A 21,931-nucleotide genomic window follows, 5' to 3' on the forward strand; every position below is an offset into this window, starting at 1 on the left:
TCCACCTGTGTTACACCTGCGGGAAAATCAGCTCTAGTGCCTGAATTGAATCTTCCCAGTCGGCGCGTTCAAAAATGCCTTGTTGCAAAAATGCCTCCAGCTGCGGCCACAGGGTAATCGCTTTGTCGAGCATCGGGTCGCTGCCTTTGGCATACGCCCCCACGCTGACCAGATCGCGGTTGCGCTGGAAGCTGGAGAGGAGTTGTTTAAAGTTACGCACGCGGGCGTAGTGCTTCTCGGTTATCAGCGCCGTCATTGCGCGACTGATAGAGGCTTCAATATCAATGGCCGGATAGTGTCCGGCTTCGGCGAGACGACGCGACAGCACAATATGGCCGTCAAGGATCGCGCGCGCGGAGTCGGCAATTGGATCCTGCTGGTCATCGCCTTCGGTCAGTACCGTATAGAACGCGGTGATGGAGCCGCCGCCGCTGATGCCGTTCCCCGCGCGCTCAACGAGGGCAGGGAGTTTGGCGAAGACCGAAGGCGGGTAGCCTTTGGTCGCCGGTGGCTCACCGATAGCGAGCGCGATTTCACGCTGTGCCATCGCGTAGCGGGTCAGCGAATCCATGATCAGCAGCACGTGCTTGCCGCGGTCACGAAAATCTTCGGCGATGCGGGTGGCATACGCGGCCCCCTGCATACGCAGCAGCGGCGACACGTCCGCCGGCGCGGCGATGACCACCGAGCGGGCGCGGCCTTCCGCTCCCAGAATGTTTTCAATAAAGTCTTTTACTTCACGACCACGTTCGCCAATCAGACCTACAACGATCACATCAGCCTGCGTGTAGCGCGCCATCATGCCGAGCAGGACGGATTTACCCACGCCTGACCCGGCGAACAGGCCCATACGTTGCCCGCGTCCCACGGTCAGCAGGGCGTTAATCGGGCGCACGCCGGTGTCGAGCACATGCTCGATAGGGGTTCGCTGCAGAGGGTTAAACGGTTGGGTGATCAGCGCGCCGGTTTCGGTGGTGTCCGGGGAGGGCAGTCCGTCGAGCGGCTTCCCGCTGCCGTCCAGCACGCGGCCCAGCAGGGCAGGGCCAAGCGGCAGCTGCTTCCCGCTTTGCAGCCCGTCGCCAGACGTGTTTTTAGCATACACGCGCGCGCCGGGCAGAATGCCTTCCACCTCTTCAAGCGGCATCAGGAACAGGCGCTGGCCGTTGAACCCGACTACTTCGCTTTCCACTTCACGCGTTTCCAGACCGTCCTGACGCTCGATCACGCAGGTCGCGCCCAGCGGCAGCTGCAGGCCGGTGGCCTCCAGTACCAGACCGGTGGCGCGCGTCAGTCGCCCATAACGACGAACAGATGGCAGTTGCGCCATCTTCGTCTCAAAGTTGTCGAGCGTGGTGAGCCAGCGGGTGAGGCGCGCAGTCATCAGACGACTCCCGGTGCCGCCAGGCGGCACAGTTCCTGCCAGCGGGTGGCGACGCTGGCATCCAGATCGCCTTCGTCGGCAGAGACTTTGCAGCCGCCGTGATGTAACGACGGGTCACCGCGCAGGCGCCAGCCGTGCAGGTTTAGTGTCGCGCCCAGGCTCTCTTCCACGCGCTGCAGATCGTCCGGATGGACGCGCAGCTGCGGCTTCCCGCTGAACAGCGGCTCCTGCTGAAGCAGACCCTGAATTTGTTTGATAAGCGCCGTGTTATCCACCACGGGCGTCTGGCCGATCACCTGACGCGCGGCTTCCAGCGCCATCTGCATCAGTCGCGAGGCAATCACGCTGTCCAGCGCGTCCAGCGTGTGCTGAAACTCGCTGACCAGTTGCTGCATGCGGGCATGGATCGGCGCCTGCTGCTGGCGCGCCTGATCGATACCGTGCTCTAACCCTTTCGACAGACCTTCCTGGTACCCCAGCTCGTGACCTTTCTGTCGGCCTTCGTTCAGACCGGCATTGTAGCCCTGCTCGTGCGCCTGCATTTGCAGCTGAGCCAGCATCTGTGCTTGCTGCTCTTCTTCGCTCAGCTCGGGCTGCTCGACGTCCGGGTCAAGCTCCTCGGTCGGGAGCGCGGCTGGCGTGAACTCGGAGAGGGGAGGAGCCAGATCGTCCGGCGTCCAGCGCTTCCACGGCAGCTCATTAGACATAGGTGTCGTCTCCGCTGCCAATCACCATCTCGCCGGTTTCCGCCAGACGACGAACAATAAGCAGAATGGCTTTCTGTTCGTTTTCCACCTGAGACAGACGAACCGGGCCGCGGTTGGCAAGATCGTCGCGCAGGATATCGGCCGCACGCTGAGACATGTTGCGCAGGAATTTCTCGCGCAGCGGCTGCTCGGCACCTTTGAGGGCAATAAGCAGCGACTCGGAATCCACTTCCTGGAGCAGGCGCTGGATGCTGCGGTCGTCCACTTCGACGAGGTTCTCGAACAGGAACATCTCGTCGATGATTTTCTGGGCCAGCTCGCCGTCGAATTCGCGAACCGCCGTAATGACCGCCTCTTCCTGCTGCGTTTTCATCAGGTTGATGATTTCCGCCGCCGTTCTTACGCCGCCCATTTTGCTGCGCTTGAGGTTCTGGCCGTCGAGCAGGTTGTTGAGCACCTCGGTCAGCTCCGCCAGCGCGGCAGGCTGGACGCCGCCGAAGGTGGCGATACGCAGCATCACATCGTGACGCAGGCGCTCTTCGAACAGCGCCAGAATATCGGCCGCCTGACCACGTTTAAGGTGGACAAGGATGGTGGCGATAATCTGCGGGTGCTCGTCGCGAATAAGGTCGGCGGCACTCTGTGGTTCCATAAAGTTGAGCGTTTCGATACCGCTGGCGGTATCGCGGGTTTCCAGAATGTCTTCCAGCAGGCTGGAGGCACGCTCTTCGCCCAGCGCCTTGACCAGCACGGAACGGAGGTAGTCGTTGGCGTTGATGTTCAGCGCGGCAAACTGTTCGGCTTCCTGTTCAAACTCTGCCAGCACTTCAGTCAGCTGCTTGTTGGAGATCTGACGCACGTTGGCCATGGCCGCACTGAGAATTTGCACTTCTCGCTGGGAGAGGTGTTTAAACACCTCTGCCGCGCGATCTTCGCCAATGGTCATCAGCAGGATGACGCTTTTATCGGTGCCCGTAAGCGTATTACTCATGTTCGTTACCCATCCACTGGCGAATGACCAGCGCCACGACGCGCGGATCGTTATCTGACATTTCGCGAATGCGCTGGCTCATGACCTCAGCGCCCATGCGCTGGTTAGCACGACGCTGCTGCATCTGTTCATCTTTGCTGAGACGCACTTCAACCGCTTCTTCGGTTTCCTGACGCGCATTCATCTGCTCGCGAGCCGCTTTTTCGGCTTCAGCGCGGCGCTGGAGCTGCGGACGGACGCCCTTACGCCACAGCAGCCACGCGACAATCAGCACCAGCAGCCAGCGGCCTGCGGACATCAGCTGGTCGATAAACGCCTGCTGTTGCCAGAACGGCAGTTCACCGCCGGTCTCTTCAACCGAGTTGAACGGTGAGTTCACCACGTTGAGGGTATCGCCGCGCTTCTCGGAGTAACCCATCGCTTCACGGGTCAGGTTTTCAATCTGCTTCATCTGCTCGGCGGTCAGCGGCAACGGTTTGCCATCCGCCAGCGTTTTGTAGTTCACCACTACCGCAACGGAAAGACGCTGAATATCGCCCACGTTCAGTTTAGTGTGGCGAATCGTCCGGTCCACTTCGTAGTTCGTGGTTTCGTTACGACTGCTGGTACGCGGACCGGCGTTACTGGCCGTTGAGGTGGTCTGCTGATTATTTTGCTGACCGTTCTGCTGATTGGCCGGAGGCGTAGAGATCGGCGCCGCGTTAGCCGGGGCCGGCTGGTTAGACAACGCACCCGGCACGCCGCCTGGGTATGCACCGCCGACCTGCTCGTTCGAATTGATCTGGCGTGAACGCATGACCGCCTGAGCCGCATCGCCGTTCGGGCTGTATTGTTCTTCAGTTTGTTCTTTATTCGCGAAGTCGATCTGCGCGGTAACCTGCGCGTGCACGTTGCTGTTACCCACAACCGGGCCGAGGATCGCTTCAATACGACGCTGGAGACGGCTTTCGACATCGGCGGCATATTTCAGCTGCGCGTCATTGAGATCGCGACCGGCGGTATTGGATTGCGTCAGCAGGTGACCGCTCTGGTCAACCAGCGTTACGTTACCCGGCGGCAGACCGGCGACGGCGCTGGAGACGAGATGCGTCACCGCGCTGATTTGCCCTTCGTCCAGCGCGCGGCCAGGTTCGAGGTTCACGGTAACGGAAGCCGAAGGTGATTTCTGTTCACGGACAAATAAAGAAGGTTTAGGCATCGCCAGGTGCACGCGGGCACTCTTCACCGGGCCTAATGTTTCAATGGTGCGGGCCAGTTCACCTTCCAGCGCACGCTGGTAGTTCACCTGCTCGCTGAACTGGCTGATACCGAATTTTTCCTGATCCAGCAGCTCAAAGCCCACCGCGCCGCCCTTCGGCAGCCCCTGCTGAGCCAGACGCAGACGCAGTTCGTGCACCTTATCTGCCGGTACCTCAAGCGCACCGCCATTATCGGCAAAGCGATAAGGGATGTTCATCTGGGTAAGCTGGGTGACGATGGCGCCGCCATCCTGATCGGAAAGGTTACTGTAGAGCGTCCGGTAATCAGGGCTTTTCGCCCACAGGACCATCGCTACAAGGATCGCAATTGCGGCAGCGCCTGCCACGATCAACGGGATTTTAGGATTCGCGCGAAGGCGGTTCATCCACTCGAGTGATTTATTCTGCGGCGCTGTCGATGCTGTTGCACTCATTGCGCACCTCTTAAATCCTGGTGGTTTACGTTATTCGTGTAGAGAAACAAAACTGACTCCCGGGTCGGCAAACACGACAAAAGTTCCATATTGATGGCCCTGCCATTATTTGATGATTCGTGATTTTCTATGGGTCAAATAACCTGGTTTTTTCATGCTATTTACCGCCATTATCTTATTGACAAGCTGTTAGTCTTGACCGCGTAAAAAACCATCCAGGGGAAAGTCATGGCTATACAGGGCATTGAAGGGGTAATCAGTCAGTTGCAGGCAACGGCGATGACGGCCCGTAATCAGAATGTGGCAGATCAGCAGCCGAGCATCAGCTTCGCAGGGCAACTGCATGCCGCTCTTGACCGTATCAGTGATACCCAGACCGCAGCGCGCACTCAGGCAGAAAAGTTCACCCTCGGTGAGCCGGGCGTGGCACTGAATGATGTGATGACCGATTTGCAAAAAGCCTCGGTTTCCCTGCAGATGGGGATCCAGGTGCGTAACAAGCTGGTGTCGGCCTATCAGGAAGTGATGGGGATGCAGGTTTAAGACCTGTTGATCTTCGCTGGCAGCCGCAGCGCTTTAATGCCACAATATTTTTTTCTTCGATTGCAGGAAAGATGATGAAAAAAATAGCAATTGCTGGCGCGCTGCTGGCACTGACCGGGTGCGTTCAGGTCGATAACTATAACGACGTGATTAAGCATCCTGTCCCGGCGCATCTGGCGGGATACTGGCAGTCGAAAGGGCCGCAGAGCAACATGGTCAGCCCGAAGGCGATTGCCACGCTGGTGGTGACGGAGGAGGGCGATACGCTGGACTGCCGTCAGTGGCAGCGCGTGATTGCCGTGCCGGGTAAAATCATGCTGCGTTCAGACAGTTATTACAACGTGACGCGTAAGCTCGATATCTATCCGCTGGAGCGCGATGGCTTGACGCTTGAGTACGACGGGCTGGAGCTGCAGAAGGTCGATCGTCCAACGGTTGAGTGTGCCGATTACCTGAGCAAGAATCCGCTGGCGAGTAAACTGCCCTAAAGGTAAACGCAAAACGGCAACCTCGTTGCCGTTTTTGGTGTTTGCGCCCTCTCCCTGTGGGAGAGGGACGGGGTGAGGGCATCAGGCCGCACGTTTCCTGTTCTAAAGCGCATCCTCTATTACCCACACGCTCACGCTTCCGCCTTTGCAGGTAAAAGTGCCTTCGCCATCCGCCGCCGTAGTAATGGTTTCTTCGCGATTGCCGAGAAAATCCCGCCACGTTTTGTTGCCGTAGTTTTCCCCAAGACAAATCACTTTTTCACCGTCGTCCCCGTTTGACATCACCACCACGCAGCCGGGATCGTCATCCGTGCCGCTGCGGCTGAAGGCAATGCAGTTAGGATGGTCGAAAAACAGCGTCTGCACGCCGTGCGCAAAACGCTGACGCGCGAGGATCAGCTCGTGAAGCTGCTCAATGACCGGCATATCAATATGGTACGTTTCACCGTCTCCTCCCGTGTCGTCATAGCTGGCGCCGAAGAGGTCCGGATAAAAGACGCTCGGCACGCCATTTTCCCGCAGCAGGATTAGCGCGTAGGCCAGCGGTTTAAACCAGGCTTCGACCGGCGCTTCGAGCGCCTGCAGAGGCTGGGTGTCATGGTTCGCGACGAGGGTGACCGCATGAAACGGATCGGCTTCCACCAGGGTACCGGTGAAGATTTGGCTCATGTCGTAATCCCTGCCCTGACGTGACGCCTCGTGGAATTTCATCTGCAGGGGGGCATCAAACAGCATGGTTTTGCCTTCGACCTGGTCAATATAGGCCTGAAGTTTATCCACCTCGTGGGACCAGTATTCCGCCACGATAAACAGCGGCTGGTCGGCGACCTCCTGGACGTGCTCAATCCACTCTTTGTAAAACCAGGCGGGAATATGCTTAACGGCGTCCAGACGAAAACCGTCGCAGCGCGTCTGTTCCATGACCCAGCGGGCCCAGTATTTGATCTCCTCGGTCACGGCGTGATTGCGAAAGTCGATATTTTCGCCCATCAGGTAATCGAAGTTACCCATCTCATCATCAACCTGATCGTTCCAGCCTTCGCCGGTGTAGTCGTTGACGATTTTAAAGATGCCGTCTTCATCGGGGTTTTCTATATGGTCGACGCCGCTGAAGCATTTGTAGTCCCAGATAAACCGGGAATATTGCCCGGCGCGGGCGGGGAAGGTATAGCGGGTCCAGGCTTCACACTCGATGACCTCATCATCGATTTGCGTGCGGTCCTGTTCATTCACACGCTGAACGCGGACAGATTCTTTCTCATCGGCACCCATTTTGTGGTTGACCACCACGTCCAGCAGCACGGCAATGTCGTTGCTTTTGAGGGCGTTAATGGCCTCCAGCAGCTGCGCTTTGTCGCCGTATTTCGTGGCAATACTGCCTTTCTGGTCAAACTCGCCGAGATCGAACAGGTCGTAAGAGTCATAGCCGACAGAATACCCGCCGGACGCACCTTTGTAGGCGGGCGGCAGCCAGATCATGTTGATGCCGATTTCGTTAAGATTGGGAGCTAACGCCGTGACCTCTCGCCACAATTCACCGCCAGCAGGGTAATACCAGTGAAAACATTGTAACAGGGTGGGGTTTTTCATCATCCTTGCTCCAGAAGCCGGTTGGCAGACTTCTGGAGTATGGATGAAGAAATCATAGTTGTGTGTCGCGGGTAAAACTTTCTGGATAAAGAATATTCCCTGACAGCTTTCCATAGGTAGAAGTGATGGATTGCTGTTTACCGGTTTGATCAATCAGACTGCGCAATTCGTCCATGCGGACTTTCAACAGTGCCTTTAGCGCATTCTCATTTTCAAGGATCATTTCCAGCAGCGCACGCGCTTGCTCAACCTGAGCCGGAGGGCATGACATGATGGGCGTTTGCGAAATCTTTTCCACCAGTTGTACGTAATGCATTTCCTGCTCGATAAGCGCATCCCATTGACCAGAATGTGCGAGATTTAGCATAGCAATGCTCTGAGCATGTAGCGCCTGCCAGTGGCTAAGCGCTGCGCTGGGATTATTCATCAAAAATTATCCTGATATAGAGGACGCATTGGGGCCGATTTGCTTCCACGCATCCGCAATGTTGTTTAATAAACCCTCGACTTCAACAATTGCGTCTACGTCATTACTGACATTCGCCAGTAACAAACGTCGAACCATATATTCGTACAAGGAGGCAAGGTTACCGGACAACTCGCTCTCAACCTCCATGTTCAGTCCTGCTTTTAAACCGTTGTCGATGATGTTGATGGCTTTGGATAAGGCTTCGCCTTTTTCGCGAATTTGTCCGGCTTCCATGAACAAACGCGCGCGAACAAGGGCGCTATGCGCCCCGTCGAACAACATGACAATCAGCTGGTGTGGACTGGCATTCATCACTGCGCTTTCGACTCCTATCTGCTGATAGGATTGAACACCAGAGGTCTTATACATATCCACTCCTGAAGGCTACGACTACTTTTGTGAGAACTGTTGGGTCAGGTAGTTGGCTGTACTGGTCATTTTGGTGACTAATACGTCCAGACTGGTGAACTGGGTTTTGTAACGTGCCATGGTGGCTTCAATTTGAGCATCCATGGCATCGTAACGTTCGCCCAGCGTTTTCAGCGTTTTGTTGATCCCGTCTTTCGCGTTCTGGATCACCCCGGCGCTGCCGGTACTGGTGCTGAGCATGGTGGTCAGCGTGTTGTTCATCTGGGTCGCCATACCGGTTTTCTTTCCGTCACCGACAAAATACTGCTGTACGGCGTTCGGGTTGTCGGTCAGCGCTTTTTTCAGCTTATCGGTGTCGACTTTCAGGTTACCGACGGTACCGTCCGCGCCTTTCACCGGGTCCTGGGTAATCCCCAACTGGGCCATGATCTGAATGGAGCCGGTCTGCACTTCGGTCAGCAGGCCTCGCAGCTGAGACTGAACCCCACGCACGTTCGCATCACCGACCAGCGCGCCGTTGCTGGTAGACTGGCTGCCGGAGCCTGCATCGACCGGAACATACTTCGTCAGGCTGTTAATGGTAGACTGCAGCGAGTTATACGCTGTGACCCAGTCCGTGATCGCCTTCTGGTTCGCATCCGTTGCGCGTGAAACCTCAAGGGTTTCGTCTGCCGTGCTTTGCGCTTTCACGCTGAAGGTGACCCCTGGCAGCGCATCGGTAATGGTATTTGACTGGCGCTCGATCGAGATGTTGTTCACCACCACAATCGCGTTCTGTGCGGCGGTATTCACCGTCAGCGCGCCCGTTTTGGTGGTTGAATCGTAGCCAATGGCGCTTTGCAGCTTGGCGTCGCCGGTAACGCTTACCGTCATCGCACCATCGGTACCGGTGGTTTTTGATGACAGCATCAGGCGGTAATCACCGTCTTTCGCTTTAATGACGCTGGCGGTGACGTTGCCGTTCGCTTTATTAATGGCGCTCGCGATCCCGGCCAGCGACGTATCGCCATCTGCCAGGGTGACCTCTAAAGGCGTTGTGGTACCCGGCTGGGTGATGGTGATTTTACGCGTTGTACCTGTCGTATCGCCCAGCAGGTCCGTGTTGTTAGCATAGGAGCCGGTAGTGAGTGCCTGCGCTTTCGCAACCTGGTTGACGTTGACAACAAAGGAACCCACGGACGCGTCAGCCGTTGTGGTGGCAGTAAAGGCCGTGTTAGTGCTGCTAACGGACGTTGAGTTCCAGGTGGTAGCTTTACCCAGTGCAGCGGTCGCAGTCTGCAGCGATGTCATGGCGCTCTGCAGCTTGCCGTAAGCACTTAGCTGTGCGTTATACGTTGATTGCTGGGAAGTAATCGTCGTCAGCTTGGTTTTCTCTGCCGCTTCCAACTGATTATATAAATCCCCGAGTCCTGCAGAACCTATCCCGAGGTTACTGATAGTAGCCATGCATATTTTCCTTAAAATACGAAAGTAGTTCAGGACTCTTATCGGCCTCTCAAGGTAAAAGTTTACGATGGCGAGAAAAAAATAATCCAAAGAATAGACGCGTCCTGGCGGGGTAAATGAAAGGATTGCACTTTAGGGTCATTATCACAGCATTGAAAACACGAATAAGTGTGTGCCTTTTTTGCCATCTCTTTGTGCATTTAAAAAGCGTAAATAATAAGCCTCTGGCGGACCTTAATTGATTTTTTAAAAATAAAATCATTAATAATCATATGCTTGTAATTTTTTCAAAATTGATTCTAAAGTCTTTTGGGGACCCGTCGATAACCTTGTTGACGGTGAGAGACGCTGTGAGTGTTAGGCACCGGACCTAAAACCCAATTTTTGAAGGAAACAAAATTATGGCAGTTATCAATACTAACCTGTTGTCCCTGACCACTCAGAACAACCTGAACAAATCTCAGTCTTCTCTGGGCACTGCTATCGAGCGTCTGTCTTCCGGTCTGCGTATTAACAGCGCGAAAGACGATGCTGCTGGCCAGGCGATTGCAAACCGCATGACCGCTCAGATCAAAGGGATGACCCAGGCTGCACGTAACGCCAACGACGGTATCTCCATGGCGCAGACTGCTGAAGGTTCTCTGAACGAAATCAACAACAACTTGCAGCGTGTTCGTGAACTGGCTGTTCAGGCAAGCAACGGCACCAACAGCGCATCTGACCTGGCTTCTCTGCAGGATGAAGTTACCGCTCGTCTGGCTGAAATCGACCGTGTTGCAGGCAAAACTGACTTCAACGGCATCAAACTGCTGGACGGCACTGCAGGTACTGCTGGTGTGGTTAAAATTCAGGTTGGAGTTAACGACGGCGACACCATCAACCTGGATCTGAGCGGCGCTAAAGCTGACTCTACTACTCTGGGCGTGAACGCTATCGACCTGAAAGCAATGACCGCTACTGACCTGAACACCATCGACAAAGCTATCGCTACCGTTGATAAAGCACGTTCTGGTCTGGGTGCTGTGCAGAACCGCTTCACTTCTGCAATCAACAACCTGAACAACACCTCTAACAACCTGTCTGCTGCTCAGTCCCGTATCCAGGACGCTGACTACGCAACTGAAGTTTCCAACATGTCCCGCGCGCAGATCCTGCAGCAGGCTGGTACTTCTGTTCTGTCTCAGGCAAACCAGGTTCCACAGACCGTTCTGTCTCTGCTGCGTTAATATTACGCGTGAAACCCCGCTTCGGCGGGGTTTTTTTATCTCTGCTATTTGAGAATCCGCCTGTGAAACAAATCAGTGTCACTCAACCAAAGCTGGTCGCAGATTTTTCATGTGTCGGTGGGGAATGCCGTGAACATTGTTGTCAGGGCTGGACCATCGCGTTTGATAAATCCTCCGTTAACCGTTACCTGAACAGCAAAAATGCCGCCATTCGTCATACGGCGAAAACGGCGATAAAAGTTACCAAAAAACAGTATGGCAACTGGGGCGAAGTGATTTTCCATACGGAAAGTAAAAACTGCCCGTTTATGGATACGGAAAAACTCTGTTCTATTCATAGCGCCATGGGCGCGCAGGCGTTAAGCCCAACCTGTTCGTCGTTTCCACGGACAAACCGGGTCTTTAAAAATGAAATCGAAAAATCGCTGAACCTCTCGTGTCCGGAAGTGACCCGACTTCTGTTGAACGATCGGGAGTCTATGTCGATGATGGAATCTGTCATTGTCCAGCAGGACGTCAATACTGCGCCAATGATTGATTTAAAAGCAAAGGTCATCAATCTCTTCTGCCAGAACCTTTTCAGCGTTGAAGCGGTCTGCGTTGAAGAGCAGGTTTACGCCGTGGTGAAATTCCTCATGGTGGCTGAAAAGCTCGAGAATCTCGAAGAGAATATCGGCACGCTTGAAACGGTTTATTTCTCGCTGGTTAACGAACTGGTGAGCGGTAAAATCAAAACGGAACTGGGCGGGTTTAATCAGAACTACAGCCTGAAATTCGCGTTAATTTCGCTTATCCAGAGCTACTTTACGAAGAAAGCGACCGCTCGCGGCGGCGCGGTATTAAACCGCTATTTTACTCAGCTTTATCAACAGTTCGAATCTGTCGGTGATGCCGTACCGGCAGAGAAGGTCATGGAGAACATCGAGTCCGTCTGGCGCGATGTGGCGGGCAGTTACCTGGCGACCAATGACCATTTATTTAAGAACTTTTTTAAATACAAACTCTGGGAGCAGGGCTTCCCACAGAACAATGGCCGCAGCATGTTGAATAATCTTTATTTAATCGTTGCGGAGTTCTATTTCCTGAAAACGTTACTTGCCGGTCAGGCTCTCGTGGCGGGAAAAATTGAACAAGATAATATTATTGATGTTATTTACAGCTTCCACTCCCTTAGCCAGCATAATCAGGAAGCGGGAAAGCTCTTTCATCAACATATAGATAGCGTCAAGCTGGGCGACGATCTTTCATTGTTACAACTGTTAATTTAGGCAGAAAAGTTGCCCCTGTTGTGGGCAACCTCAGAATAACCTCATTTTATCCCCCTTTTTCATCCAATTGAACGCCCTGCAGAATCGGATAATCATGCCGATAACTCAACTAACGCAGGGCTGTTTATCGTGAATTCACTCTATACCGCTGAAGGTGTAATGGATAAACACTCGCTGTGGCAGCGTTATGTCCCGCTGGTGCGTCACGAAGCATTGCGCCTCCAGGTGCGCTTGCCGGCGAGCGTGGAACTCGACGATCTGCTACAGGCGGGCGGTATCGGGTTATTGAATGCAGTTGACCGATACGACGCTCTGCAAGGAACGGCATTTACGACTTACGCAGTTCAGCGTATTCGTGGTGCGATGCTGGACGAGCTGCGCAGCCGCGACTGGGTGCCGCGCAGTGTTCGCCGCAACGCGCGCGAAGTGGCGCATGCGATGGGGCAGCTGGAACAGGAACTGGGACGTAACGCAACGGAAACCGAAGTGGCGGAACGTCTTGGCATTGCTGTTGAAGAGTATCGTCAGATGTTGCTCGATACCAATAATAGCCAACTCTTCTCTTATGACGAGTGGCGCGAAGAGCATGGCGATAGCATCGAGCTGGTGACGGATGAGCACCAGCAAGAAAACCCGTTACACCATTTAATGGAAGGGAATTTACGCCAGCGCGTCATGGAGGCTATTGAAGCTCTGCCTGAACGCGAACAGCTGGTATTGACCCTTTATTACCAGGAAGAGCTTAACCTCAAAGAGATTGGCGCTGTTCTGGAGGTGGGAGAGTCGCGGGTGAGCCAGCTGCACAGCCAGGCCATTAAACGCTTACGAACTAAGCTGGGTAAGTTATAGGTGATTGATTCACCTGAAAAATGCCGCACAACGTATTGACAACCAGGAGTTATCATGACGGTGCAGCAATCTAAAAGACGGCCTTTAAGCCGCTACCTGAAAGACTTTAAACACAGCCAGACGCATTGCGCCCACTGTAACAAGTTACTCGATCGTATCACGCTGGTTCGCCGGGGCGAAATCGTCAATAAGATTGCGATTTCGCGTCTCGACACGTTGATGGACGAAGCAGCATGGCTCGAAGAGCAAAAAGAGTGGGTGGCGCTTTGCCGTTTCTGTGGGGATCTCCACTGCAAAGAGCAAAGCGACTTCTTCGACATCATCGGCTTCAAGCAATTCCTGTTTGAACAAACGGAAATGAGCCACGGCACCGTTCGCGAATATGTGGTTCGCCTGCGTCGCCTTGGGCAACATCTGACCGTAAACAATATTTCTCGCGATCTGCTGAAAACCGGTTATCTGGATGAAAATCTGGAGCCGTGGCTGCCTGCGACCAGCACCAATAACTACCGAATTGCGCTGCGCAAGTATGCGCAATACAAGGTACAAATGCCGGGTGCCATAAAGCAGAAAGCCCACGCCGGAACAACTTCTGATATATATTAAAAAAGAATAAGATGTAGCGCAGTCGCCTTTGACGTTACAGGCGATTTCTCTACACTACGTAAAAATTCCACTATATCGGGGTATTTATGAAATTTGCACTTCTGGGTCGTCAGGCGCTGATGGGTGTTATGGCCGTTGCGCTGGTTGCGGGCATGAGCGTGAAAACGTTCGCCGCAGAAAACCTGCTGAATAAAGTAAAAGAGCGCGGTACGCTGCTGGTCGGGCTGGAAGGAACGTATCCTCCGTTCAGCTTCCAGGGCGATGACGGTAAGCTGACCGGTTTCGAAGTGGAGTTTGCTGAAGAGCTGGCGAAGCACCTCGGCGTTAAAGCGTCACTGAAACCGACCAAATGGGACGGTATGCTGGCGTCGCTGGATTCCAAACGTATTGATGTGGTGATTAATCAGGTGACCATTTCTGACGAGCGTAAGAAGAAGTATGACTTCTCTACGCCGTACACCGTGTCCGGAATTCAGGCGCTGGTGAAGAAAGGCAACGAAGGCGGGATTAAAACTGCCGCAGATCTGAAAGGGAAGAAAGTCGGTGTTGGTCTGGGGACTAACTACGAAGAGTGGCTGCGCCAGAACGTGCAGGGCGTGGATATCCGCACCTATGATGATGACCCGACGAAATACCAGGATCTGCGCGTGGGCCGTATCGACGCCATTCTGGTTGACCGCCTGGCAGCGCTGGATCTGGTGAAGAAAACCAACAACACCCTGGCGGTAGCGGGTGATGCGTTCTCTCGTCAGGAATCAGGCGTGGCCGTGCGTAAAGGTAACGAAGACCTGGTCAAAGCGATTGATTCCGCGATTGCTGACATGCAAAAAGACGGAAGCCTGAAAGCGCTCTCCGAGAAGTGGTTCGGTGCAGACGTCACGAAATAAGTTTCTGACGTAAAAAAAGGCGCTTTTAAAAGCGCCTTTTTTATTTCTTTCGCGTCTGCGTGCATAATGAAAAATATCACATTTTGTCAGAGTTACCGGAGAACCCATGTCACTACAGAATTTAACGCGCTTTCCTCGCCTGGAGTTTATCGGTGCGCCGACGCCGCTGGAGTACCTGCCGCGACTTTCTGATTATTTAGGGCGCGATATTTTTATTAAGCGTGATGACGTGACGCCGATGGCGATGGGGGGCAATAAGCTGCGTAAGCTGGAGTTTCTGGCGGCGGACGCCCTGCGCGAGGGCGCGGATACGCTCATCACTGCCGGGGCTATCCAGTCCAACCACGTTCGTCAGACTGCGGCAGTGGCGGCAAAGCTCGGACTCCATTGCGTGGCATTGCTGGAAAACCCGATTGGCACGCGGGCAGAAAACTATCTCACCAACGGTAACCGTCTGCTGCTGGACCTGTTTAATGTACAGGTCGAAATGGTGGATGCTTTGACCGACCCGACCGCCCAGCTCGATGAGCTGGCGACGCGTCTGGAAGCGCAGGGTTTCCGCCCCTACGTTATCCCTGTTGGCGGTTCGAATGCGCTGGGCGCGCTGGGGTATGTGGAAAGTGCGCTGGAAATTGCCCAACAGTGCGAGGGCGCGGTGGGCCTCTCCTCCGTGGTTGTCGCGTCCGGCAGTGCAGGCACGCATGCCGGGCTGGCGGTAGGGCTGGAGCAACTGCTGCCGGAGGTCGAGCTGATTGGCGTGACGGTGTCCCGTAGCGTCGCGGATCAGAAGCCGAAAGTGGTCACTTTACAGCAGGCGGTCGCCGCGCAGCTGGAGCTGAAGGCAAAGGCCGATATTCTGCTCTGGGATGACTATTTTGCGCCGGGTTATGGCACGCCGAACGAAGAGGGCATGGAAGCGGTGAAACTGCTGGCCCGCCTCGAGGGGATACTGCTCGATCCGGTGTATACCGGCAAAGCGATGGCCGGACTGATTGATGGCATTGCGCAGAAACGCTTTAAGGATGAAGGGCCGATTTTATTTGTCCATACAGGTGGGGCGCCTGCTCTGTTTGCCTACCATCCTCATGTCTAAAAGTCAGGTCGAAAAATAATAATGCAAGAAAGTATTCAACTGGTTATTGATTCTCTGCCGTATCTGCTGAAAGGTGCGGTATTTACGTTACAGCTCAGTATCGGCGGGATGTTCTTCGGGCTGGTACTGGGATTTGTGCTGGCCTTAATGCGCATGTCACCCATCCTGCCGGTGCGCTGGCTGGCGCGTTTTTATATCTCCGTCTTTCGCGGTACGCCGCTTATCGCCCAGCTCTTTATGATCTACTACGGCTTACCGCAGTTTGGTATCGAGCTGGATCCGATTCCCGCAGCGATGATTGGTCTGTCGCTCAATACTGCGGCGTATACCTCTGAAACCCTGCGTGCGGCCATCTCCTCCATTGACAAAGGGCAGTGGGAAGCGGCGGCCAGTATCGGGATGACGCCATGGCAGACGCTTCGCCGGGCCATTCTGCCGCAGGCGGCGCGCGTGGCGCTTCCACCGCTGAGCAACAGCTTCATCAGCCTGGTGAAAGATACTTCCCTGGCGGCAACGATTCAGGTACCGGAGCTGTTCCGTCAGGCACAGCTCATCACCTCCCGTACGCTTGAAGTTTTTACCATGTATCTGGCTGCCTCGCTGATTTACTGGGTGATGGCGACGGTGCTGTCTGCCCTGCAAAACTATTTCGAAAACCAGCTTAACCGCCAGGAGCGTGATCCAAAATGAGTGCTATCGACGTCAAAAACCTGGTGAAAAAATTCCACGGTCAAACGGTGCTCCACGGGATCGATCTTGAAGTCGAGCAGGGCGAAGTGGTGGCAATCATTGGGCCGAGCGGCTCAGGGAAAACCACGCTGCTGCGCAGCATTAACCTGCTTGAACAGCCGGAAGGCGGCACCATTCGGGTCGGGGAGATAACGATTGATACCGGGAAATCCATCAGCCAGCAGAAAGGGTTGATTCGCCGTCTGCGCCAGCATGTCGGCTTCGTTTTCCAGAACTTCAACCTCTTCCCGCATCGTACGGTGCTGGAGAACATTATTGAAGGGCCGGTTATCGTTAAAGGTGAGCCTAAAGAGGAAGCGACGGCGCGCGCTCGCGAGCTGCTGGCCAAAGTCGGGCTGGCGGGGAAAGAGACCAGCTATCCGCGGCGTCTGTCGGGAGGGCAACAGCAGCGCGTGGCGATAGCGCGCGCGCTGGCGATGCGCCCGGACGTGATCCTGTTTGATGAACCGACTTCAGCGCTCGATCCGGAACTGGTGGGTGAGGTGCTGAACACCATTCGCCAGCTGGCGCAGGAAAGACGGACGATGGTGATCGTGACGCATGAGATGAGCTTTGCACGCGATGTTGCTGACAGAGCCATCTTCATGGATCAGGGGCGGATTGTGGAGCAGGGGCCGGCGAAAAGCTTATTCGCCAACCCTCAACAGCCGCGAACCCGTCAGTTCCTTGAAAAATTCCTTATGCAGTAGCATTTTTGCACGCATTTGCTCCAGAAAATTACCCTGGAGCAAATTATTCTCCCTCTTTGTGAAGGCCTCTGTTTTTTTATTCCATCCGGCTCGGGTAAACCTTATCGATAGTAAAGTTAATTGTGCTATTGCCGATATTTTGTGGTTAGAAAAAAGTTTTCTGTGTTAGCTTATATTCACCATAATAATGATTATCTGTTCAGAGGCTTCATTTAGTAAGTATGAAGGATTTAGACTTTTTCACCTGGCGACGGGATTGCTCCCTCCGGTTTCAGGAGTTGACCTGTGCCGCCGAGGTATATCAGGAGCTGGAGCGACAAACTCAGGCGCTGGAATTCGATTATTACGCGCTCTGCGTGCGCCATCCCGTGCCATTTACCCGCCCTAAGATCTCCCTGCAAACCACTTACCCCAAGCTGTGGATGGCGCAATATCAATCCGCGAACTATTTCGCGATCGATCCGGTTTTAAAAGCGGAGAATTTCATTCAGGGGCATCTCCCCTGGACAGACGCATTATTCGCTGAGGCGCAGGAATTATGGCATAGCGCCCAGGACCACGGTTTACGCGCGGGAATAACGCAGTGCCTGATGCTGCCAAATCATGCGCTCGGCTTCCTCTCTGTTTCTCGTACACGTGTACAGGAAGGGCCATTATCCCATGAGGAAATAGAACTGCGGTTGCAAATGCTGGTGCAAATGGCCTTAACCTCTCTGATGCGTTTTGACCATGAGATGGTCATGCCACCCGAAATGAAATTCAGCAAGCGCGAACGTGAAATTCTGAAATGGACTGCGGAAGGCAAGACGTCAGCGGAAATAGCGATCATTCTCTCGATCTCAGAGAATACCGTTAACTTCCATCAGAAGAATATGCAGAAGAAATTTAACGCGCCCAATAAGACCCAGATCGCATGCTATGCGGCGGCAACGGGACTGATCTGACTCCGTAAAACGTTCTGCGTGACAGACGAGCGAACGGCTGAATGCACTGCATCCAGCCGTTTTTTGTTACTGGCGGTACGCTTGCTTGATTTGCTTAACGGTGTTAGCAAATACCGCTGATTCAGCCTGGTCTTCCATCTCCGCGATTTGTTTTTCCATTTTAATGATCACACGACCGGCATCAGCCTGGCCCATCGCCTGCAGCATCAGCGTCAGCAGTGCTTTCAGGCAGTTTACTTCCTGTGCCAGTTCCTGGTTATTCTCCGCAGTGGCAAATTCAGGTGTGCTCATTTATTTTCCTCATTATTAAACGGCGCTAAAGCGCGACGACGAAAGTCAAGGCGGCGGAGTATACCACAAGCTGAAGCAAAAAATGCAGCGGTTGTTTTTCGTACTTTTACGTGGATGTTTAATTGCGTAAACAGAACGTACCGGTAAACTGAAGCGCTGTTACAGGCTATTAATTGCTTATGCCCGGCTCGCTTGCCGTTAATTATTGTTACAAAAATTTGAGATCTGTTTTTTTTGCAGGGAAAGCCTGCAAGTTTTTTGTAACTTTTTGAATACAGATGATTAAAAAAAGCCGCAAGAGCCCTAAAAACACGGACTCTCTTTCCACCGCCTGTACAGGCTAATTTCCAAAAACGAGAGCAAAATCGAATAGCCGGTTTTTTAACGTTTTAATCTTGTCAGGAAAACCGTTAATATAAACCAAATTATCACTCAGTAGCGTTATCCCTATTCTGGAGACATTTCCTTTGATCAACGTCCTTCTTGTTGATGACCACGAACTGGTGCGCGCAGGGATACGACGCATTCTTGAAGATATTAAAGGTATTAAAGTTGCCGGTGAGGCATGCTGTGGTGAAGATGCGGTAAAATGGTGCCGTACTAACTCCGCCGATGTGGTGCTGATGGATATGAACATGCCCGGTATCGGTGGTCTTGAGGCAACACGCAAAATCGCGCGTACCTTTGTAGACACCAAAGTCATCATGCTGACCGTGCATACCGAAAATCCACTGCCCGCGAAAGTGATGCAGGCGGGGGCAGCGGGTTACCTGAGTAAAGGTGCTGCACCGCAGGAAGTCGTCAATGCTATCCGTTCCGTGTTTGCCGGACAGCGTTACATTGCATCCGACATTGCTCAGCAGATGGCGCTGAGTCAGATTGAGCCCGAGAAAACCGAATCACCGTTTGCCAGTTTGTCCGAGCGTGAATTGCAGATTATGCTGATGATCACCAAAGGTCAGAAGGTGAATGAGATCTCGGAACAGCTGAATCTCAGCCCGAAAACGGTAAACAGCTATCGTTATCGGATGTTCAGTAAACTGAACATTCATGGTGACGTCGAACTGACGCATCTGGCCATCCGACATGGTTTGTGTAATGCGGAGACGTTGTTAAGTCAGTGAGTGATGTGTTCGATTCAAAAGCATTTCTGAAAACCGTAACCAGCCAGCCTGGCGTCTATCGCATGTATGACGCTGGCGGTACGGTTATCTATGTGGGGAAGGCAAAAGATCTTAAAAAACGCCTTTCCAGCTATTTTCGCAGCAACCTGGCCTCCCGTAAGACCGAAGCGCTGGTCTCACTCATTCAGAATATTGATGTTACCGTCACGCATACAGAGACAGAAGCGCTGCTGCTTGAGCACAACTATATTAAGCTCTACCAGCCGCGCTATAACGTCCTGTTGCGGGATGATAAATCCTACCCGTTTATCTTTCTAAGCGGCGACACCCATCCGCGCCTCGCCATGCATCGCGGGGCAAAACATGCGAAGGGTGAATATTTCGGGCCGTTCCCTAACGGTTATGCCGTGCGTGAAACGCTGGCGCTGCTGCAAAAAATCTTCCCGATCCGCCAGTGTGAAAACAGCGTTTACCGTAACCGCTCGCGCCCGTGCCTGCAGTACCAGATTGGCCGCTGCCTGGGACCGTGCGTGGCTGGACTGGTGAGTGAAGAAGAGTATGCCCAGCAGGTGGATTATGTGCGTCTGTTCTTAGCCGGAAAAGACGATCAGGTCTTAACGCAGCTGATCGCGCGGATGGAAAAAGCCAGCGCTGCTCTGGAGTTCGAAGAGGCAGCGCGTATTCGCGACCAGATTCAGGCGGTGCGCAGAGTCACGGAGAAACAGTTTGTCTCGAATACCGGTGACGATCTTGATGTCATCGGCGTCGCCTTTGACGCCGGGATGGCCTGCGTGCATGTGCTGTTCATACGCCAGGGCAAAGTGCTCGGCAGCCGCAGCTATTTTCCGAAGGTCCCTGGCGGTACCGAGCTGGGTGAAGTGGTGGAAACCTTTGTCGGCCAGTTCTATCTGCAGGGGAGCCAGATGCGCACGTTGCCTTCTGAGATCCTGCTCGATTTTAATCTTGACGATAAAACCCTGCTGGCTGATTCGCTCTCTGAACTGGCGGGCCGCCGGGTGAATGTTCAAACCAAACCGCGCGGCGATCGTGCGCGTTATCTCAAGCTGGCGCGAACCAACGCGGCGACGGCACTCACCACTAAGCTGTCGCAGCAGTCGACGGTGCACCAGCGTTTAACGGCCCTGGCGGCGCTGCTGAAGCTTCCGGAAGTGAAGCGGATGGAGTGTTTCGACATCAGTCATACGATGGGGGAACAGACGGTAGCGTCCTGCGTGGTGTTTGATGCGAATGGCCCACTGCGCGCCGAGTATCGCCGCTATAACATCACCGGGATCACGCCGGGTGATGACTATGCGGCGATGAATCAGGTGCTGCGCCGTCGCTATGGTAAAGCCATAGAGGAGAGCAAAATCCCGGATGTGATCCTGATTGACGGCGGGAAAGGGCAGCTCGGCCAGGCGAAAGCAGTATTTGAGTCGCTTGATGTCAGCTGGGATAAAAACCATCCGCTGCTGCTGGGTGTCGCAAAAGGGGCCGATCGTAAGGCCGGGCTGGAGACATTGTTCTTCGAGCCGGAAGGTGAGGGCTTCAGTCTGCCACCGGACTCCCCGGCGCTGCACGTCATCCAGCATATTCGCGATGAATCGCACGATCACGCCATCAGCGGTCACCGCAAAAAACGGGCGAAGGTGAAAAACACCAGTTCACTGGAGACGATCGAAGGCGTGGGGCCAAAACGTCGTCAGATGCTGCTGAAGTATATGGGCGGATTGCAAGGTTTACTCAACGCCAGCATGGAGGAAATTGCAAAAGTGCCGGGTATTTCGCAAGGGCTGGCAGAAAAGATCTACTACTCGTTGAAACATTGAGGGCTCTGTAGCAACATAGAGCTAAATTTTACTGACAACAAATAGTTACCGTCACTATGCAATATAATATCCCTACGTTGCTCACTCTTTTTCGTGTTGTACTCATCCCGTTCTTTGTGCTGGCGTTTTACCTGCCGGTTGTCTGGGCACCTTTTGCCTGCGCATTGCTCTTCCTGATTGCAGCGGTAACAGACTGGTTTGATGGCTATCTGGCGCGCCGCTGGAATCAAAGCACCCGTTTCGGTGCCTTCCTCGATCCGGTGGCGGACAAAGTGATGGTCGCTATCGCCATGGTGCTGGTGGCCGAGCACTATCATACCTGGTGGGTAACGCTGCCTGCGGCAACCATGATCGGCCGTGAGATCATCATCTCTGCACTGCGCGAGTGGATGGCGGAGCTGGGGAAACGCAGCAGCGTAGCGGTCTCGTGGATTGGTAAAGTCAAAACGACGGCGCAGATGGCCGCGCTGGTCTGGATGCTCTGGCGTCCGAACGCCTGGGTTGAGTGGGCGGGGATTGGCCTCTTGTGGGTCGCGGCAGTGCTGACGCTGTGGTCCATGCTGCAATATTTGAACGCTGCGCGCGGGGATTTGCTTGATCAGTGATCGTTTCGCCGTAAATTTCAGCAAACGATCCGGGGATGTAAAAAATAACGTTGACTCATAACGTCATATCAGTAGAATGCAACGCATCGAACGGCGGCACAGTCAGCCGGACGA

23 protein-coding genes and 1 pseudogene are annotated in these 21,931 nt (G+C 54.0%); 14 read left to right on the forward strand and 10 right to left on the reverse strand.

The window, feature by feature from the left end; all coding sequences use genetic code 11:
• Nucleotides 1–10: 10 nt before the first annotated feature.
• The 4 genes from fliI to fliF are packed head-to-tail and all read right to left on the reverse strand — an operon-like array spanning nucleotide 11 to nucleotide 4,751.
• Complete coding sequence (fliI, locus tag AC0TN7_RS04045; protein ID WP_008500325.1) at nucleotides 11–1,381, reverse strand: flagellar protein export ATPase FliI; 1,371 nt, start codon at nucleotides 1,379–1,381, stop codon at nucleotides 11–13.
• Complete coding sequence (fliH, locus tag AC0TN7_RS04050; protein WP_061714848.1) at nucleotides 1,381–2,088, reverse strand: flagellar assembly protein FliH; 708 nt, start codon at nucleotides 2,086–2,088, stop codon at nucleotides 1,381–1,383. Before fliH ends, fliI begins: the two co-directional genes overlap by 1 nt.
• Complete coding sequence (gene fliG / locus AC0TN7_RS04055) at nucleotides 2,081–3,079, reverse strand: flagellar motor switch protein FliG (protein ID WP_023312301.1); 999 nt, start codon at nucleotides 3,077–3,079, stop codon at nucleotides 2,081–2,083. Before fliG ends, fliH begins: the two co-directional genes overlap by 8 nt.
• Nucleotides 3,072–4,751 (reverse strand): flagellar basal-body MS-ring/collar protein FliF, encoded by a 1,680-nt coding sequence (fliF, locus tag AC0TN7_RS04060; RefSeq protein ID WP_024909764.1) that lies wholly within the window; start codon nucleotides 4,749–4,751, stop codon nucleotides 3,072–3,074. The genes fliG and fliF overlap by 8 nt, the downstream gene beginning before the upstream one ends.
• Nucleotides 4,752–4,979: 228 nt before the next feature.
• On the opposite strand from fliF, the gene fliE reads away from it, so the two are divergent.
• Both fliE and yedD read left to right on the forward strand, forming a co-directional pair.
• Nucleotides 4,980–5,294, forward strand: a complete 315-nt coding sequence (gene fliE, locus AC0TN7_RS04065; protein ID WP_008500329.1) for a flagellar hook-basal body complex protein FliE — start codon at nucleotides 4,980–4,982, stop codon at nucleotides 5,292–5,294.
• 74 nt (nucleotides 5,295–5,368) lie between these two features.
• Nucleotides 5,369–5,782, forward strand: a complete 414-nt coding sequence (gene yedD, locus AC0TN7_RS04070; RefSeq protein ID WP_463727158.1) for a lipoprotein YedD — start codon at nucleotides 5,369–5,371, stop codon at nucleotides 5,780–5,782.
• A gap of 102 nt (nucleotides 5,783–5,884) precedes the next feature.
• Here the strand turns inward: yedD and amyA are convergent, their stop codons facing one another.
• The 4 genes from amyA to fliD are packed head-to-tail and all read right to left on the reverse strand — an operon-like array spanning nucleotide 5,885 to nucleotide 9,656.
• A complete protein-coding gene (gene amyA, locus AC0TN7_RS04075; protein ID WP_024909766.1) occupies nucleotides 5,885–7,372 on the reverse strand; it encodes an alpha-amylase in 1,488 nt (495 codons plus the stop codon).
• Nucleotides 7,373–7,424: 52 nt separating this feature from the next.
• A complete protein-coding gene (gene fliT, locus AC0TN7_RS04080; protein WP_024909767.1) occupies nucleotides 7,425–7,799 on the reverse strand; it encodes a flagella biosynthesis regulatory protein FliT in 375 nt (124 codons plus the stop codon).
• 6 nt (nucleotides 7,800–7,805) lie between these two features.
• On the reverse strand, nucleotides 7,806–8,210 hold the full coding sequence (gene fliS / locus AC0TN7_RS04085) for a flagellar export chaperone FliS (protein WP_023312296.1): 405 nt from the start codon (nucleotides 8,208–8,210) through the stop codon (nucleotides 7,806–7,808).
• Between the two features lie 21 nt (nucleotides 8,211–8,231).
• Entirely contained in the window at nucleotides 8,232–9,656 is a 1,425-nt protein-coding gene (fliD, locus tag AC0TN7_RS04090; protein ID WP_024909768.1) for a flagellar filament capping protein FliD, read from the reverse strand.
• Nucleotides 9,657–10,057: 401 nt separating this feature from the next.
• Here fliD and AC0TN7_RS04095 point away from each other — a divergent pair, with 401 nt between their 5' ends.
• The 9 genes from AC0TN7_RS04095 (at nucleotide 10,058) to sdiA (ending at nucleotide 17,968) form a co-directional block, all read left to right on the forward strand.
• Nucleotides 10,058–10,882: a flagellin N-terminal helical domain-containing protein gene (locus tag AC0TN7_RS04095; RefSeq protein ID WP_023312294.1), complete on the forward strand. Its 825-nt coding sequence runs from the start codon at nucleotides 10,058–10,060 to the stop codon at nucleotides 10,880–10,882.
• Nucleotides 10,883–10,944: 62 nt separating this feature from the next.
• On the forward strand, nucleotides 10,945–12,150 hold the full coding sequence (fliB, locus tag AC0TN7_RS04100) for a flagellin lysine-N-methylase (protein WP_463727159.1): 1,206 nt from the start codon (nucleotides 10,945–10,947) through the stop codon (nucleotides 12,148–12,150).
• 129 nt (nucleotides 12,151–12,279) lie between these two features.
• Nucleotides 12,280–12,999: an RNA polymerase sigma factor FliA gene (locus AC0TN7_RS04105; RefSeq protein ID WP_014170714.1), complete on the forward strand. Its 720-nt coding sequence runs from the start codon at nucleotides 12,280–12,282 to the stop codon at nucleotides 12,997–12,999.
• A gap of 54 nt (nucleotides 13,000–13,053) precedes the next feature.
• Nucleotides 13,054–13,605 (forward strand): flagella biosynthesis regulatory protein FliZ, encoded by a 552-nt coding sequence (gene fliZ, locus AC0TN7_RS04110; RefSeq protein ID WP_008500339.1) that lies wholly within the window; start codon nucleotides 13,054–13,056, stop codon nucleotides 13,603–13,605.
• 86 nt (nucleotides 13,606–13,691) lie between these two features.
• Nucleotides 13,692–14,492 (forward strand): cystine ABC transporter substrate-binding protein, encoded by an 801-nt coding sequence (gene tcyJ / locus AC0TN7_RS04115; protein ID WP_023336163.1) that lies wholly within the window; start codon nucleotides 13,692–13,694, stop codon nucleotides 14,490–14,492.
• A gap of 106 nt (nucleotides 14,493–14,598) precedes the next feature.
• On the forward strand, nucleotides 14,599–15,585 hold the full coding sequence (gene dcyD / locus AC0TN7_RS04120) for a D-cysteine desulfhydrase (RefSeq protein ID WP_463727160.1): 987 nt from the start codon (nucleotides 14,599–14,601) through the stop codon (nucleotides 15,583–15,585).
• 21 nt (nucleotides 15,586–15,606) lie between these two features.
• Nucleotides 15,607–16,275, forward strand: coding sequence for a cystine ABC transporter permease (gene tcyL / locus AC0TN7_RS04125; protein WP_014884380.1), 669 nt, complete (start codon nucleotides 15,607–15,609; stop codon nucleotides 16,273–16,275).
• Nucleotides 16,272–17,024 (forward strand): L-cystine ABC transporter ATP-binding protein TcyN, encoded by a 753-nt coding sequence (tcyN, locus tag AC0TN7_RS04130; RefSeq protein WP_463727161.1) that lies wholly within the window; start codon nucleotides 16,272–16,274, stop codon nucleotides 17,022–17,024. The genes tcyL and tcyN overlap by 4 nt, the downstream gene beginning before the upstream one ends.
• Nucleotides 17,025–17,245: 221 nt before the next feature.
• The gene (gene sdiA, locus AC0TN7_RS04135; RefSeq protein WP_024909771.1) at nucleotides 17,246–17,968 is read left to right on the forward strand and encodes a transcriptional regulator SdiA; all 723 of its coding nucleotides are present in this window, start codon (nucleotides 17,246–17,248) and stop codon (nucleotides 17,966–17,968) included.
• 66 nt (nucleotides 17,969–18,034) lie between these two features.
• Here the strand turns inward: sdiA and AC0TN7_RS04140 are convergent, their stop codons facing one another.
• Both AC0TN7_RS04140 and AC0TN7_RS04145 read right to left on the reverse strand, forming a co-directional pair.
• The gene (locus tag AC0TN7_RS04140) at nucleotides 18,035–18,259 is read right to left on the reverse strand and encodes a DUF2594 family protein (RefSeq protein ID WP_008500345.1); all 225 of its coding nucleotides are present in this window, start codon (nucleotides 18,257–18,259) and stop codon (nucleotides 18,035–18,037) included.
• Nucleotides 18,260–18,284: 25 nt separating this feature from the next.
• Nucleotides 18,285–18,353, reverse strand: a pseudogene (locus AC0TN7_RS04145) (hypothetical protein); the annotation flags it as partial.
• Nucleotides 18,354–18,726: 373 nt separating this feature from the next.
• Here AC0TN7_RS04145 and uvrY point away from each other — a divergent pair.
• Genes uvrY through pgsA form a run of 3 tightly spaced genes read left to right on the forward strand, consistent with a single transcriptional unit; the run spans nucleotide 18,727 to nucleotide 21,817 of the window.
• The gene (gene uvrY, locus AC0TN7_RS04150; protein WP_013096026.1) at nucleotides 18,727–19,383 is read left to right on the forward strand and encodes a UvrY/SirA/GacA family response regulator transcription factor; all 657 of its coding nucleotides are present in this window, start codon (nucleotides 18,727–18,729) and stop codon (nucleotides 19,381–19,383) included.
• Nucleotides 19,380–21,212 (forward strand): excinuclease ABC subunit UvrC, encoded by a 1,833-nt coding sequence (gene uvrC, locus AC0TN7_RS04155; protein WP_024909772.1) that lies wholly within the window; start codon nucleotides 19,380–19,382, stop codon nucleotides 21,210–21,212. Before uvrY ends, uvrC begins: the two co-directional genes overlap by 4 nt.
• A 56-nt stretch (nucleotides 21,213–21,268) precedes the next feature.
• Complete coding sequence (pgsA, locus tag AC0TN7_RS04160; protein WP_023336158.1) at nucleotides 21,269–21,817, forward strand: CDP-diacylglycerol--glycerol-3-phosphate 3-phosphatidyltransferase; 549 nt, start codon at nucleotides 21,269–21,271, stop codon at nucleotides 21,815–21,817.
• The last annotated feature ends 114 nt before the right edge of the window (nucleotides 21,818–21,931 follow it).

Source organism: Enterobacter sp. PL_is511 (genome assembly GCF_055816065.1).

Excerpts from the sequence above, each read along its gene's own strand:
- fliI (WP_008500325.1), bottom strand. The coding sequence starts at position 1,381 with ATGACTGCGCGCCTCACCCGCTGGCTCACCACGCTCGACAACTTTGAG.
- fliH (WP_061714848.1), bottom strand. The coding sequence starts at position 2,088 with ATGTCTAATGAGCTGCCGTGGAAGCGCTGGACGCCGGACGATCTGGCT.
- fliG (WP_023312301.1), bottom strand. The coding sequence starts at position 3,079 with ATGAGTAATACGCTTACGGGCACCGATAAAAGCGTCATCCTGCTGATG.
- fliF (WP_024909764.1), bottom strand. The coding sequence starts at position 4,751 with ATGAGTGCAACAGCATCGACAGCGCCGCAGAATAAATCACTCGAGTGG.
- fliE (WP_008500329.1), top strand. The coding sequence starts at position 4,980 with ATGGCTATACAGGGCATTGAAGGGGTAATCAGTCAGTTGCAGGCAACG.
- yedD (WP_463727158.1), top strand. The coding sequence starts at position 5,369 with ATGAAAAAAATAGCAATTGCTGGCGCGCTGCTGGCACTGACCGGGTGC.
- amyA (WP_024909766.1), bottom strand. The coding sequence starts at position 7,372 with ATGAAAAACCCCACCCTGTTACAATGTTTTCACTGGTATTACCCTGCT.
- fliT (WP_024909767.1), bottom strand. The coding sequence starts at position 7,799 with ATGAATAATCCCAGCGCAGCGCTTAGCCACTGGCAGGCGCTACATGCT.
- fliS (WP_023312296.1), bottom strand. The coding sequence starts at position 8,210 with ATGTATAAGACCTCTGGTGTTCAATCCTATCAGCAGATAGGAGTCGAA.
- fliD (WP_024909768.1), bottom strand. The coding sequence starts at position 9,656 with ATGGCTACTATCAGTAACCTCGGGATAGGTTCTGCAGGACTCGGGGAT.
- AC0TN7_RS04095 (WP_023312294.1), top strand. The coding sequence starts at position 10,058 with ATGGCAGTTATCAATACTAACCTGTTGTCCCTGACCACTCAGAACAAC.
- fliZ (WP_008500339.1), top strand. The coding sequence starts at position 13,054 with ATGACGGTGCAGCAATCTAAAAGACGGCCTTTAAGCCGCTACCTGAAA.
- tcyJ (WP_023336163.1), top strand. The coding sequence starts at position 13,692 with ATGAAATTTGCACTTCTGGGTCGTCAGGCGCTGATGGGTGTTATGGCC.
- dcyD (WP_463727160.1), top strand. The coding sequence starts at position 14,599 with ATGTCACTACAGAATTTAACGCGCTTTCCTCGCCTGGAGTTTATCGGT.
- tcyL (WP_014884380.1), top strand. The coding sequence starts at position 15,607 with ATGCAAGAAAGTATTCAACTGGTTATTGATTCTCTGCCGTATCTGCTG.
- tcyN (WP_463727161.1), top strand. The coding sequence starts at position 16,272 with ATGAGTGCTATCGACGTCAAAAACCTGGTGAAAAAATTCCACGGTCAA.
- sdiA (WP_024909771.1), top strand. The coding sequence starts at position 17,246 with ATGAAGGATTTAGACTTTTTCACCTGGCGACGGGATTGCTCCCTCCGG.
- AC0TN7_RS04140 (WP_008500345.1), bottom strand. The coding sequence starts at position 18,259 with ATGAGCACACCTGAATTTGCCACTGCGGAGAATAACCAGGAACTGGCA.
- pgsA (WP_023336158.1), top strand. The coding sequence starts at position 21,269 with ATGCAATATAATATCCCTACGTTGCTCACTCTTTTTCGTGTTGTACTC.